This is a genomic window from Chamaesiphon sp. VAR_69_metabat_338, assembly GCF_031423935.1.
Lineage (GTDB): Bacteria > Cyanobacteriota > Cyanobacteriia > Cyanobacteriales > Chamaesiphonaceae > Chamaesiphon.
The window spans coordinates 1-13,699 of sequence record NZ_JANPGM010000572.1; the positions used below are offsets into that span (position 1 = coordinate 1).

Sequence of the window (13,699 nt, forward strand, 5' to 3'; positions counted from 1 at the left end):
TGCCAGCAGTCAGTTTTAACTGATTGAGCGAACCCATCCGAATCGGAACACCATTGCACTTGCCTTGCTTGAATTCGGCAATTAATTCGAGTAATGGCGAAGCATATTGTTGGCCTTGAAATTCATCTTGACCTTCTTGTAATAACGATTTAGTCAATAATAATGTTAGCGTCGGTCGCCCCAACTGCGTCCACTGTTCGCTAATATAAGCAATCTCGGCCTTTATCTGCGAAATCAGAAAATGATAGTCGAAGGTGAGATAAAACTGCTGGCGATCTAGAAATGCGGGTAAAAAGACGATCGTCTCCCCACAAATATTAAAGATGCGCGAAGTAGTCAAACTCCGCAGCCGCCGAATCGGACGTCCGGTCAGCCCGAGTTTATCATTGCGACCGATTTGGGCATAGGCGGCGGCTAACTCGGTAGATTGACGCACTTGGATCGGTTCGATTTGGGTGGGAAGTTGCGTAGCAATGCCGTATTCGGCTAATTGGGCTTGTAGTTCGGTATCTTCAGCAATCAGCGCAATTTGCACCGTCCGGCGGCGTTTATTGCCAATCTGGAGGTGTCTGCCGAGGGGATCGAGGTCGCCAGGAGCCAAAAAGCGATCGTCTAGTAGTTGTCCCAAGAAGTACAAGCTTTGCGCCCAGACTAAGGGCAGATTTTCATTGGGCAGCCGCGTCTGAGAGTGAGGCTGCGCTCGCTCGGCAGCGATCGCGGACTTGGGGACATAATATAATTCGGGCAAGAGCTGAGTACCATCTACCTCGATCGCGACATTTGCTAATAAGTTACGATATTTCTCGATCCCGGCGACATCGCCACTAAATAGGGCGTCCAAATACAAGTAAGTAAAAAACAGCGGCCATTCGCACTCAATGTCTTCAAACTTGAGCAGCTCCTCTGGCTCGTAGTGGAGGCGAGTCGTATCTTCGAGGACAGTTTGGTGTCCATCGCGCAAAAATCGCTTACAGCCGTATTTACCCTCCAATTTCTCGATAATCTTGGTACGCGTCCGCGTCACCAACTGCGGATCGCGGACTGCAAAAGCGGGGAACCCGATGATACTTAACAAAGCCGCATCGGTTTCTTTAGAACTCGACTCCCTCGGTAATAAAGACGCTAATGTCAAGCGCGCGCGGGCGATCTCATCGGGTAAGACATGAATTACCGATGCCTGCGAACCCCGCGCCCCGAATAAGTCTAAACCATTAATCGCTTCGAGGGCGGCCTTGGCCATCCCGATCGAACTAGCATTTAATTCGACACTGCCGTGATTGATTTTATCGCCTCGTTCCCACAGTCCATAATCGGGCGTCCGATAGGTGCGTCCGATATAATAAACCAAATTTTGAATGAAATTCACCTCATCCAATGTATAAATGGTCGGCAACCCCGATGCGGTCATTTGCGCCAAAATCGAGATAAATAACGATGTGGCGTCGAGCTGGAGATGTCCCCATTCATCATCGCCCACTACCACATCGCCGGTATGGGTGCTGTACTTGGCGTGGAGGGCATCGGCTGGCGACTGGGTTTGCTTGAACTGCTCCACCTTCGCCGCTTGCCGCATCATGCAAAATAATAGTCCCCGCATCAGCTTCACCACGCTCTGTTCCAGCTCGAACAAGCGTCCTGGTGGCGCATCTACTTTCCGATACGCCAGTGCCAAGCCCCACACCGCCAGAATTGTATAGACATTGTCCCGTACCCAAGCATCGGTATAGTCCCCATGTGCCGTGATTGCCGTACTTGCTGGAAACAGTCCCGTAATGGGATTCTGGCGAATGAGCACGATCGACTGAATTTGATGATAGTAGCGATCGAGTTGCTGAGAACGGTTCATAATCACAGTAATAAGTAGAGTACGTGGGAGCGACAAGGGCAGACTCGATTACCCTCACTAGAGAGGTGCGATGTTAGCCCAGTCCAGAGATAAGGAAACGACGATCGCCAAGAAAATTTATAAATATTTGCATTTACTTGCCATTTTGCTGTTTCTCCGTTACATTAGTACATGTAGCCAGTTATAAATATTTACAACATCATGGTAAAAACTACTTCCTCCACAACTACTCCGATCAAAAAAGACGAACCACAATTTGGTTTTACTCCCTTCGCTGAGCTATTAAATGGCCGTTTGGCAATGATCGGCTTTGTTGCTGCTTTGGTCACTGAGTTAGTTACCGGACAAGGTACATTGCACTTTCTCGGCTTGATGTAATTCATTTTACCCATAGCCCAACAGATTGCTCGCTTCCAAGTTCATTCGTCAGGTCGATAGCGACCGACACTCATCAATTTCTCTTTACAAATCATTGGAGTTAGAACTATGCAAGCGAAAAAAGAAGAAGCACAATTTGGGTTCACTCCTCCAGCCGAACTATTGAACGGACGTTTGGCGATGATTGGCTTTGTGGCAGCACTCGTCACAGAGTTTGTTACCGGACAAGGTACGCTACATTTTTTGGGACTAATGTAATTTTCGCTACAATTTTAATCGATCTAATCTTAGCTGGGTATGGCCCAGCTTTTTTGTGTCATGCTGTACTTAGACAACGCTTTGGGTTGTCTGTAAATCCTGCCGAGCCAATTACCGACAGTAGGTTAAGCCCACGATTGCTATGATGCTGCCCAAACCTCTCCCCACGATCGTTACTGATGAATACCAAGATAACCTAATCGATCGACTATTTATTTGGCTATTTGCACGGAAGATGTCACAGATATCGGGATGCGAAACCAAAATCGGCGGTTATGAGAGCTTAGTCGATGTATCTAAGCAGATCGTGCAAGGACGTAATGCCGAGCAGCAACAACTAGTTGTCGCCCAAATCCTGGGATCTCTAGTCCCTGCTCCAGTATTGTGGACGATTCGTACGGTCTTTGCCCCAACTCGGTTAGTCTGCGTCCTCAATGCCTGGTTTGCCGCGCAAATGTTTGAATGGCTAGTAGGGCCATGTCAGGTTGCCGAAGCTGAAGTGGCTGGGACTAATGGCACAATGCGATCGCAACCCTCAGCAGTAGAAATTACCAAATGTCGGTATCTGGAGGCTAGCGGCTGTGTAGGCATGTGCGTCAATATGTGCAAAGTGCCAACTCAAGAATTTTTTACGACTAAGTTTGGAATTCCCTTGACGATGACCCCCAACTTTGAAGATCTCAGTTGTAAGATGATTTTCGGACGAAATCCCGATCTCCCCGCTGATGATGATGCCTATCGTCAATCCTGCTTGCAGCAACAATGTCCGACGGCGACGGCGATTGCTGCTCCTTGTCCGCAGTTGAGGTAGTCGGGAGATCGAGCGGGGAGCGGGGAGCAGGGAGCGGGGAGAATGGGAGTACTTTCAGCTACTATCCCCTATCCCCTGTTAGTGACCTCGATCGCCTGGGTACTCTAAAGCATATAGGGTATATGGACAGAGACTTTCATGGCATACTGGCTGACAATCGAACTCGAACTTGGTGAAATCGCGCCCCTCCCCGCCGCAATGGATACCCAATCCGAAGGTTTAGTATATGGCACTACCGTACCTCAGATATTGACTCAACTCGATCGGATCGGCCACAAATTAGGCATCGACAAGCTCGATAATTTTATCTACAAAGACACCACTGGATTCCGCCGACTGCTCGACGAAGCCGAATCCGAAGGAAATGCCGTCCTCGCTTCAGCCATGCGCGCCGAAATCGCCACCGTAGCCGATCGACCCCGCTGGCACGAACCCAGCCAAGCTCGCCAGACTGTTCGGAGCTTAAAAGAGTTTGTCGCTACAAATCAAGACACGTTGCCAGGTAAAGATCCCCAGGCTACAGCCAAATGGACGCTCTGGGATCTCGAAGCATACGATCTTATCCTCTCGGATCTCGAAGAGCGCGGTTTAAAGTTTGCGTTTGTCGAGCGGAATTAGTCTGGGATCGTGCCCAATCTCTCCATATTTTGAGGCTACTGCGCTAAAAATTCTTCCCCGTTAGTATTGTTAACTATTTGCTAGCACTGCTTCACCAGTGTGAGGTAGTGCTGTCTACATGTTAAGATATTAATATCCTACTAGTTAGTAAGATTTAATTATGAGCGCGAAAGTGAGCATTACTCTAGATGAAGAAGTTCTAGAGTTCGTCGATCGATCGAGCAAGAACCGCAGCCAGTTCATCAATGAAATATTATCTCAAGCAAAAAAGAGTCAATTGTTGAAAGAGCTAGAGGATGCGTATACAGAACTAGCACAGAATCCTGAATATCAAGCTGAGATCGAGTTATGGGATGTAACTGTGGGAGATGGCATCGATGCCTAGTGGCGATCTCCGCTATCGGAGGGGAGAAATCTGGTGGGTAAACTTAGATCCCACAATAGGTAATGAAACAGCTAAGAAACGACCGTGCCTCATCCTTCAGAATGACGTAGGAAACACTCGATCTGACACAACGATGGTAGCTCCACTGCTAAAAGGTGCAAAGGCTTATCCATTTGTCGTCAGCGTTGAGGCGACGGCGGAGAATGGACTAGATGAAAATAGAGGGATTCACCTCGAACAGATGAGGGTAGTAGATCGTCGGCGAATCGATAACAAGCTAGGAACTCTAGAAAATAAGTACTGGAGTGAAATAGAGCAAGCTGTAAGTATCGTGCTGGGGTTCGATGCCGTTTTTAAACCCTAGATATTTGACATGGGAATTTGAAGCTAATTCTTAGCCGACACATGCCTGTAAAGATCTCAACCCTACCAAGTGATGTACCGCACAGAGCAAGTCTGTTTTAATCAGAGTTGGTTGAAGTTGGCTCAATTGATTGTTGCTCCTAATTCCGCATGTCAGCGCAATTGTAGAGATGCCCATTGACTGCCCAGCTAAAACGTCGGCTTCGGTATCGCCGATCATCCAACTGCGATCGAGATTGTGGCACGTGACTTGATGCTCGCGCATTGCCCGCTGCAAAAGCTGAGTTTTAATTTGAGAGTAGTTTTGATAGGCAGCTTCACTGCTAGCAGTACCATAAATGCCCGTAAATAACGGCCTCAGGCCATTTTGTTCTAACATATCGATCGCTTCATGTCGATCGCGCAGCGTGACCAAAATTAGCTTGTACCCCTGAGAGCGCAGCAAGCCCAACGCCCAGGTGACACCAGGCTGGATCTTATCGAGATGGAGCAAATTGGCACAGTTAACAATTTCCATAACGCGGCGCAGGAAATAATCGGTTTCGGTATCGCCTAATCCAGATTGACTTGCTATTTCGCGGTCTGGCACGCGGTTTTGCTTCATCTGCCAAAATTGAGCTTTGGTCAAGACTGTAAATTTGTCGAGAAAATCGCGATCTTTTGAGTCGGGTTGGGAAAACTCGCGGTAAAATTTAGCAGTATCGGTTAAGGCCAGATGATAGGTACGGTAATATCGATCGGATACATCGACGATCGGGCCATCAAAGTCACAAAATACTGTAATCGGGTCGGACAAGCTACGGGGAAAACCTGCCATAAAGCTGATGCTACCAGAATGATTTATTACGTAACGTTTCTTAACAATAGCAGTTTCTCGATAAGTTGTCACTGGTGTAGACCCGATCGAACCATTGGTAAAACTTATATTAATTAATAGGCGATTAACTAACGGTAGGCTTCGCCAACGGGCGGGTAAAAACTGAATTAATAGAGTCAATACTGGATTTTAGCTAGCCAGCACCCGTAAGACATCACCGCGCTTTATTATTACTATTCCCGATTGCGGCTCGCTAACTAATGAAATATACAGAATTCGATCGACAGATGATGCACCGATGCATCGATCTTGCCAAGCAAGCTTGGGGTAAAACCGCCCCAAACCCGTTAGTAGGTGCGGTCATCGTGCGGGATGGGGCGATCGTCGGCGAAGGTTTTCATCCGGGCGTGGGACAGCCTCATGCCGAAGTCTTTGCGCTGCGGCAAGCTGGCGAACTGGCGCGCGGTGCGACAATTTATGTCAGCCTAGAGCCATGCAGCCATTATGGCCGCACGCCCCCCTGTGCTGACGCGCTAGTAGCCGCAGGCGTAGCGAAAGTAGTCGTTGGGATGGTCGATCCCAATCCACTGGTTTCTGGTGGCGGCATTGCCAAGCTGGAACGAGCTGGCATTGAAGTAGTGGTTGGGATCGAGACAGCCGCCTGCGAGGAACTCAACGAAGGATTCGTCCAGCGGATCGTCCATCAGCGTTCGCTGGGGATCTTGAAATATGCGATGACCCTCGATGGCAAAATTGCTACCGATAACGGTCATAGTACCTGGGTGAGTAGCGAGCTTTCCCGCCACTACGTGCATCATCTCCGCGCGGGGTGCGATGCGGTGGTTATCGGTGGGAATACACTGCGGCGGGATAATCCCTACCTCACCAGCCACGATCCAGCTGCGCCGAATCCGCTGCGGGTGGTGATGACGCGCAGCTTGGATGTGCCGACAGAGGCAATATTATGGGATACCAGTGCCGCACCAACTTTGGTAGTCACTCAAGCTGGTGCTAATCCTGAAACGTTAAAAAAATTGCGCGATCGCGGCGTCCAGATTTTAGAATTAGAGATACTCAAACCGACGCTGGTGATGCAACATCTTTACGATCGCGGATTCTTGTCAGTACTGTGGGAATGTGGTGGGACTCTAGCTGCCAGCGCGATCGCCGATGGTGCAATTCAGAAGGTGTTAGCGTTTGTCGCACCCAAAATTGTCGGTGGTAATGTCGCCCCTTCACCAGTAGGGGATCTGGGCATTCGATCGATGTCTGAAGCGATGGCTCTAGAACGCGTCAGTTGGCAACAAATCGGCACAGATCTCTTAATTCAGGGATATATAAATAGTTGATAGCTTTAATACTCTTTGGTGCGTTACGCTTCTGCGTTGGCGACAGCCTGCCGTAGGCACAGGCAGACGCTACGCGTTGGCGTTCGCGAAGCGTCTCGAAGAGAAGCCTGCGCTTTGCGCTTACGCGATAGCGGCGCATCGAACGGGAGGTTCCCTCCCGTTTGTGTGCGACAAGACAACACACCCTACTTAAGATCTTCGATGCATTTAATAATGAGATCGTTGGGTTTCACTTCGCTCTATCCAACCTACAGATCTATCAACGATCGACGATCGACTAACCTACGCCATCATTGATGCATAAGGTCTGGCAAAAATCATTCTGCCTGCTGAAGTTTGGAGTGCAGATGTGACGATGATTTGCAGTCCGCCACTGCCGACATACTTCCGACCTTCTTCGACTACAACCATCGTGCCATCTTCTAGATAACCGACTCCTTGAGCGGCTTCTTTCCCGTCTTTGATAATTTTGATCTCTAGACAGTCGCCAGGTAGATAAACGGGACGCACGGCATGAGCGAGATCGTTGACATTTAAGACGGCAACTTCTTGGAGATTGGCAACCTTGCTGAGATTGTAATCATTAGTGAGGAGAGTGGCATTAATTTCACTGGCAAAATGCACTAATTTGGCATCGACAGTCGCAATGTCTTGATAATCGATCGGGTGAATGATAATTCGATCGGGAAACCCATCTTTCATCCGATTGAGAATATCCAAACCCCTACGTCCGCGACTGCGCTTGAGATCGTTGGCGGCGTCGGCAAGTGTCTGCAATTCCTGAATTACAAACTGCGGGACTAAGATTTGACCTTCAACAAATCCGGTATTTAATAACTCTTCAATGCGGCCATCAATGATACAACTAGTATCGATCACTTTCGGAGAGATGGCTTTGAGAGTACCTTCGGCAACTAACATCGTCTCCACACTTTGAGGATTGATCAAACGCAAAAAGGCACTGCCGTGAGTATCTGCAAGTGTCACACCCAAATAGCAAAACATCACGCTGCCCAGGATTGCCAGCAAGGGTTTGAGAAAGGAAAATTCTGGTGCGATCGGCAACAAGAATACTGGTGCTAGCATGAGATTGGCGATTAATAAACCCAGCACCAAACCCACCGCTCTAGTTAAGAGCACATCGACAGGCAACTGTCGCACCCGCATTTCCAGCCGCCGGTAGGCCGTTTTGACAATAATGCCAAAAATACCGCCAAATAAAGCTGCAAACCCAGCCGATACAATCCGCAAACCTTCTTGATTGGTGACTTGTGCTAGCACCCGATCGGGTAATATATCCACGATATCGTAGCCAATTCCTGCGGCAGCAAGAATCAGTAGCAGGATAATAGTAAAGTCAATCATTGGTAAGCGTCCGATCGAGTCGAGTAGGATATGGATCTCTCTATTGCCATTATATCTGGTGCTGTTCGGTTATTTAGCAGGTTAACAGATACGGATAACCCATGATGGGAGCTACAAACCAAGCATTGTTAGCATCTGCTCGCCCTAGTGTCGTTAGAAGGATATTTGGAATGTAGAAACAAAAGCATTTTAGTAAATAAATAGCTGCCAAGACTTGTGAGACTAGATTTAAGTTGCGATCGCTCGACAGCCATGGCGGAAGCTATGACTCAATCCTACACTACAGAATTAGCAGTCGAACACTCTGAGTTGTAAAGAGTAATATTACCCCCGAAAACAGAGCACAAGGAAACGATATCTGTTGCTGGATGGTCGATCGCGACTGGTAAATTGCCGATCTTAAGATTTGATTCACTCAACTCCCCACTGCCACAACACTTAATTTGTCTTGTTTGGCTAATTCCTTTACAGTGAGAGAGGAGAAATCTCAAAGATGAAAGTTTATGATTTGGCGTTGGTTGGTGAGTATTTGTGCGATCGTGCTAATTGCGTTAACTCCAATGAATCCTGGTTTTGCACAGCCAGCACCTACTGATGTTACCGATGCCCAATTTGAATTGGGCGATAAGTTGCGTACCCAAGCTTTTACAGCTACGAATGCAGGTAATTTTGATAAGGCAGAACAGTATTGGACGCAATTAATCGAACTATTTCCCCAGAATCCGGCAATTTGGAGCAATCGGGGTAATTCTCGCGTCAGTCAGAATAAATTGAATGAGGCGATCGCGGATTTCGATCGATCGATCGAGTTATTGCCCGATCGACCTGATGCTTATCTCAATCGCGGTACTGCTTTAGAAGGTTTGGGTAAGTGGAATGAAGCGATCTCGGATTATAAATATATCCTCTCGATCGACCCTAAAGATGCCATGGCTTACAATAACTTGGGTAACGCCTATGGCGGCTTGGGTGAATGGGATACCGCGATTAAAAATTATCTCAAGGCTTCTGAAATTGCGCCTGATTTTGCCTTTGCGCGAGCTAATTATGCTTTAGCTTTGTATCAAAGAGGCGAGACTGGTGAAGCAATCCGCAACATGAAAAACATTGTTAGAAAATATCGCGACTTTCCAGATGTGCGGGCAGCTTTAAGTGCTGCGCTGTGGCAAGATGGGCAGCGGGGTGAAGCGGAAAGTAATTGGGTGGCAGTAATTGGCTTAGATAGTCGATACAAGGATCTCGACTGGGTCAAAAATACTCGCCGGTGGCCGCCAAATATGGTCGCAGCTTTGGATAAATTCTTGAAGTTGCAGTAGTTATTTAGAATCGAGTTAATATCTGAATGTCGAGCAGAATCTTCGGTGTAACCGTGAATTAACTTACGTTTCCCAGTACGAATAGATCTACATCTTTGAGCGATAATTAGGGCGATCGGTTCTTATTGCTAATTTTATGGATTCTGCACCAATTATTAGACCATCTCAACTTTCAGAGGCAGATCTCGATCGACTCTCCTATCTACGATCGATCCAACCCGCACGATCTGCGACTTTGCGCTCTGCTTCGCGGGGAGATCGAATTGCCGATATCGTTACCGAAGTAGTCGGTTCGTGGAAATTTATTATCATCCAGAGTTGCTTGTTAATGCTCTGGATCGTACTGAATGTGCTGGCGGTAATCGGACAATGGGATCCGTATCCATTTATCTTGCTCAATCTCGCTTTGAGCTTTCAGGCGGCTTATGCGACGCCATTTATTTTGATGAGCCAAAATCGCCAGTCGGAAATCGATCGCGATCGCGCGCAGCAGGATCTCGATTGCGATCTCAAAGCCGAATTAGAGATCGAATTAATCCATGAAAAAATCGATGCCCTCAAAGATCGCGAAATCGCCGAGCTACATCGATTATTGCAAACTCAGGCGGAGACGATCGCCAGAATCGAGCGACTACTCACGCGCTGAGTAGATCGGTAAAAATTACACTGACTTTGATTTGGGAGCAGCTTTGGGAGTGCGCGGTTTTTTAGCCTTGACAACGGCGGGTGGTGTTTCGGGCAGGCTGGTAGCCGTTAGCACTGGGGCAGTCTGTTGAGCCGCGATCGGTTCGATAACCTGTGTGGGCGCGATTGCTGGGGTAGCTGCGGCAGCTAAAATCGGCGCGATTGGTACGGTAGTTGTTAACACTGGAGCTGGCGATTTAATTTCTGGCACCGTTATCTGCTGAGTGGGCGCGAACGAAAATCGATGCTGAGGATTGGCAGCCACTGCTAAGATCGTACCTAAGACTAAATAAATTGGAAATGGTAGATCGATCGCTTTAACTGATTCGTATAGTTGAGAAATCGCCAACAGAATAAAGAAAATCGCTATCCAAAATTGAGCCATATAGTTAGGATTTAAAGTGACTGAATAAGCGTATCGCTGTCGGTCGTCCTGGCTTGGCGATCGAGATCGCGCTAGAAAATGGATGTTAAAATCTCGTGCCGATCGAGAGTGAAAATTAGTGTAGATAGACGATATCCGAATCAATCTCAATTGTCAAGGGTGGAAAAACGGACATAACTTAGTTACAAAAACAAGTGGTCAATCGATAAAAATATCGTATTTATCACATTCATAAATTTTCAATAAAGGTGATAAGCTGTTACCGACGAGTTAGGAACCCTTAACTTTGGCAATTGTCGAAATAACCCCCGATTTCTCTAGTCTCACTACTACCGATCGACTACTCCAGTTGCTCGCCGAACACCCAGACGGGATCGCGATTAAGGAATTATCCGATACTTTGAACCGTCCGATCTCCATGCTCCAAATTTGCCTCAAAATCGCGATCGCCAGTCGCAAAGTTGCTGTCAAGCAGCGCGATCTCGGCGGGCAAACAGCAAAAGTATACGTGCTGAGGCCGGAAAAAACCCAGCCGCAGCACCAGTTTCACTTCTCGACTAGTCCTAGTTCTAGTTATAGTAGCGTCACGCCAATGCATTTGCGGGAAGTCGCTGGATTGACCAAAATCCAGCTAGCGATCGCGTTGGGATTGAGCGTCAGGACGATTAATGACTGGGAGCAAAAACGCTCTCAGCCCCGATTAGTTCCCTCTCAACTCAAACAGATGATGTCTGTGTATCAATGTACACTTGATGAATTAATTGCGGCATTTGAGTAGGTATTAAATAATACCCGATTACCAGCACTTGCTTGTAATTTGATTATCAATGGCCCTAACGTATAAGTATCCCGATCGACAATCGCACTGATGTCCATCGGGTATTTTCGTTGTTTGACTCGGTCTAAAAATTGGACGTAAGTAGCCAATTGTCCGTCCCCAATTTGGGGTCGATCGTCCAGAATTCCCGACTTTCTAGCTCGAAGTTGGGCGGTGACGAGGAGAATATTTAATTGTTGGCGGATTTGCTCTTCATTCATAGTATTTGGATCGATACTGACACTAGCAACTTGCTGGTTGCGATCGAATAACTTGAGATCGGGAGTAGCATCGATAAATACCTGAACGTGGCGATCTCCGACGACATAATTACCTGTCGAAAAAATCCGCACGACATAATTTTGGCGATCGGCGATTTGTTGTTTTAATTGTGTGAGTTGATTGGGAGCAAGATCGATTATCTGTTGCTGGCGTTGGGGCAGCTTCCCAGCAGGAGAATCGATCGCCTCTGGATTAGTGGCTTGGAGGGCATTGAGATTAGCTTGAGCTAACAAATTATTAATTGCTGTAGTAGCAGTTTCAGGACTGCTGACTTTGAGAATCGTACTGGCGAGCACTTGATTGCGGATAATGCCGATATTGCCTTGGCGAATTTTCCGATACTCTTGTTCGATATTATTGACTTCGCGTTCGAGGGATGCAAGTCCTTGACGATTGGATTTAATCTGTAGCTCAATTTTTTTGAGCTGCTTATCTCTGAGTTTTAATTGCAGCGCACGAGTTTGAAACTCGCGCTCTAATTGTTGGTGTTGCTTATCCTTTTCCTTGAGTTGTGCTCGTCTGACGGCTAGTTTACTATCGATTTGTTCGATTTGGGTTTTGAAATTAAATAGTTCTGTTTGTTGGGTTTGCAGTTGGGCTTCGAGATTGGTCAATATGGCTGTCTGCCCTGCCAAATCTTGGGTTAACCTTTTAGCAGTATTTTCATAAATTTGCAGACGTTGCGTTTGACCGATTAGATTTGGCTCGACCGTAATTGTATTGAGTCGTTGGTGGAGTTGTGCGCGTTGAGTATCGGTAACTGTCAGTTGCTCTTGTATGGGCACAATCTCCCGTTCTAGGTTGCGAACTCGCGATTGGAGCGATCGAACTTGCTGACTGACTACTTGCTGTTGTGCTTGCAAGTCGCTGCGTTGGCGGGTAATTTTCGTGACTTCGCGCACGAGTTCATTCCGCTCGGTGACTACCGATTGGAGCTGTTGTTGGGTATTTTTGAAGTTCTGCGTTGCGACAGATTGTTTGAGCAATTCGTCTTTGAGCGATTTGTCGATCCCAGAGAGAAGGCTTCGGGCTTCCGATTGCTCGTTGCGGGCGACCTCTAGTTCGCGCTGCACGCGGTCTTTTTGTTCGAGCGCGCGGGCGAGATTTTCTTTGGTATCGGAGAGTTTGCGCTGAATTTTTTGGAGATCGAATACCCCCGTGCGGAGTTGTTCGCTCGCCCCAAAAATCAGTGTTAATACGGAAGCAGAAATCAGTGTGCCCGTAACGATCGTGACCAATGTCGCTGTCTGACGCGGGCGTAATTTGAACAGCGATAATCTAGCCTTGCCCACCCGCGTGCCGATGCGATCGCCAGAGACTGCGATAATACCGCCCAAAATTAAAATTGCCCCAATCAGAATATAGCCGCTGGTCATATATGAAGGTAAGTCTGGCGTTGCTTAATGGAGAGGATGGGAGCGGGGAAAGTTAATAGTTCAGAGCGACAATCCTGTCGAAATTGTTCGGATCTCGACATTGGCAACCAAGATAAACACACTTGCAAGCGTCAGGGATGTTCGATCCAGCGGCGATCGAACGACTGGTGAGATCGTCTGGTGACGATCGAAAATTCTCAATTATCGTAGTGTGAGTTATGAGATAGTGCTAGCGCGTAGCAACGACCTGCTAACTTTCAGACGATATGGCGGTCAGATGCTCGATCGATTGACCATCAAATTGCCACACCCGATCGAATCGTTAAGGTTTGTGCCTAAATAGTGATGAGGGGCTGACACTTATGATATCACAGCTATCTCGAACAGCGGGAATGAGCGCGATCGGCGCGGATAATTCGACCTAAATTGCCAATGTGGATAAATATTAGCGCAGATTGATTGTCGATCGGCTCCAATGTGCCATAGAATCTAGGGATTGGTTGTAGTGGATTAGTTGCCAATGACTTTGGGTCTGGGGTTTGATTCCCACTTTACAGAATCCTGGTTACGCCAAAGTTTAGACCTGGGATTAGTAATTGCCCTCACTTTTCTAGTGTTATTGGCGGTCAGAGATCGTCGAACGCTATGG

15 protein-coding genes are annotated in these 13,699 nt (G+C 47.5%); 10 read left to right on the top strand and 5 right to left on the bottom strand.

What is annotated here, in order from left to right; translation table 11 throughout:
* Nucleotides 1–1,846, bottom strand: a 1,846-nt coding sequence (locus tag RMO84_RS15685; protein WP_310489375.1) for a glycoside hydrolase family 15 protein, incomplete at its 3' end; no start/stop codon positions are given.
* Nucleotides 1,847–2,047: 201 nt separating this feature from the next.
* Here RMO84_RS15685 and RMO84_RS15690 point away from each other — a divergent pair.
* From RMO84_RS15690 to RMO84_RS15715, 6 genes are all read left to right on the top strand, one after another.
* A complete protein-coding gene (locus RMO84_RS15690) occupies nt 2,048–2,224 on the top strand; it encodes a chlorophyll a/b-binding protein (RefSeq protein WP_310489376.1) in 177 nt (58 codons plus the stop codon).
* Between the two features lie 108 nt (nt 2,225–2,332).
* On the top strand, nt 2,333–2,482 hold the full coding sequence (locus RMO84_RS15695; protein ID WP_310489377.1) for a chlorophyll a/b-binding protein: 150 nt from the start codon (nt 2,333–2,335) through the stop codon (nt 2,480–2,482).
* 145 nt (nt 2,483–2,627) lie between these two features.
* Nucleotides 2,628–3,293, top strand: coding sequence for a DUF4033 domain-containing protein (locus RMO84_RS15700; protein ID WP_396135874.1), 666 nt, complete (start codon nt 2,628–2,630; stop codon nt 3,291–3,293).
* Between the two features lie 138 nt (nt 3,294–3,431).
* Entirely contained in the window at nt 3,432–3,911 is a 480-nt protein-coding gene (locus tag RMO84_RS15705; protein ID WP_310489379.1) for a hypothetical protein, read from the top strand.
* 160 nt (nt 3,912–4,071) lie between these two features.
* On the top strand, nt 4,072–4,296 hold the full coding sequence (locus RMO84_RS15710; protein WP_310489380.1) for a hypothetical protein: 225 nt from the start codon (nt 4,072–4,074) through the stop codon (nt 4,294–4,296).
* Nucleotides 4,289–4,660: a type II toxin-antitoxin system PemK/MazF family toxin gene (locus RMO84_RS15715; protein ID WP_310489389.1), complete on the top strand. Its 372-nt coding sequence runs from the start codon at nt 4,289–4,291 to the stop codon at nt 4,658–4,660. Before RMO84_RS15710 ends, RMO84_RS15715 begins: the two co-directional genes overlap by 8 nt.
* Nucleotides 4,661–4,690: 30 nt before the next feature.
* Here the strand turns inward: RMO84_RS15715 and RMO84_RS15720 are convergent, their stop codons facing one another.
* Nucleotides 4,691–5,656: an HAD hydrolase-like protein gene (locus tag RMO84_RS15720; protein ID WP_310489381.1), complete on the bottom strand. Its 966-nt coding sequence runs from the start codon at nt 5,654–5,656 to the stop codon at nt 4,691–4,693.
* 80 nt (nt 5,657–5,736) lie between these two features.
* On the opposite strand from RMO84_RS15720, the gene ribD reads away from it, so the two are divergent.
* Entirely contained in the window at nt 5,737–6,825 is a 1,089-nt protein-coding gene (ribD, locus tag RMO84_RS15725) for a bifunctional diaminohydroxyphosphoribosylaminopyrimidine deaminase/5-amino-6-(5-phosphoribosylamino)uracil reductase RibD (RefSeq protein WP_310489382.1), read from the top strand.
* A gap of 282 nt (nt 6,826–7,107) precedes the next feature.
* Here the strand turns inward: ribD and RMO84_RS15730 are convergent, their stop codons facing one another.
* Nucleotides 7,108–8,190 carry a PIN/TRAM domain-containing protein gene (locus tag RMO84_RS15730; RefSeq protein ID WP_310489383.1) on the bottom strand — a complete coding sequence of 361 codons (1,083 nt, stop codon included), beginning with the start codon at nt 8,188–8,190 and terminating at the stop codon, nt 7,108–7,110.
* Nucleotides 8,191–8,693: 503 nt separating this feature from the next.
* Here RMO84_RS15730 and RMO84_RS15735 point away from each other — a divergent pair.
* Both RMO84_RS15735 and RMO84_RS15740 read left to right on the top strand, forming a co-directional pair.
* Nucleotides 8,694–9,506, top strand: coding sequence for a tetratricopeptide repeat protein (locus RMO84_RS15735; protein WP_310489384.1), 813 nt, complete (start codon nt 8,694–8,696; stop codon nt 9,504–9,506).
* Nucleotides 9,507–9,642: 136 nt separating this feature from the next.
* Nucleotides 9,643–10,152, top strand: coding sequence for a DUF1003 domain-containing protein (locus tag RMO84_RS15740; protein WP_310489385.1), 510 nt, complete (start codon nt 9,643–9,645; stop codon nt 10,150–10,152).
* A 15-nt stretch (nt 10,153–10,167) separates the two neighbouring features.
* On the opposite strand, the gene RMO84_RS15745 is transcribed toward RMO84_RS15740, so the two are convergent.
* Complete coding sequence (locus RMO84_RS15745) at nt 10,168–10,575, bottom strand: hypothetical protein (RefSeq protein WP_310489386.1); 408 nt, start codon at nt 10,573–10,575, stop codon at nt 10,168–10,170.
* A 286-nt stretch (nt 10,576–10,861) separates the two neighbouring features.
* On the opposite strand from RMO84_RS15745, the gene RMO84_RS15750 reads away from it, so the two are divergent.
* A complete protein-coding gene (locus RMO84_RS15750) occupies nt 10,862–11,353 on the top strand; it encodes a helix-turn-helix transcriptional regulator (protein WP_310489387.1) in 492 nt (163 codons plus the stop codon).
* On the opposite strand, the gene RMO84_RS15755 is transcribed toward RMO84_RS15750, so the two are convergent.
* The gene (locus RMO84_RS15755) at nt 11,314–13,050 is read right to left on the bottom strand and encodes a DUF3084 domain-containing protein (protein ID WP_310489388.1); all 1,737 of its coding nucleotides are present in this window, start codon (nt 13,048–13,050) and stop codon (nt 11,314–11,316) included. The genes RMO84_RS15750 and RMO84_RS15755 overlap by 40 nt on opposite strands.
* Nucleotides 13,051–13,699: the final 649 nt, after the last annotated feature.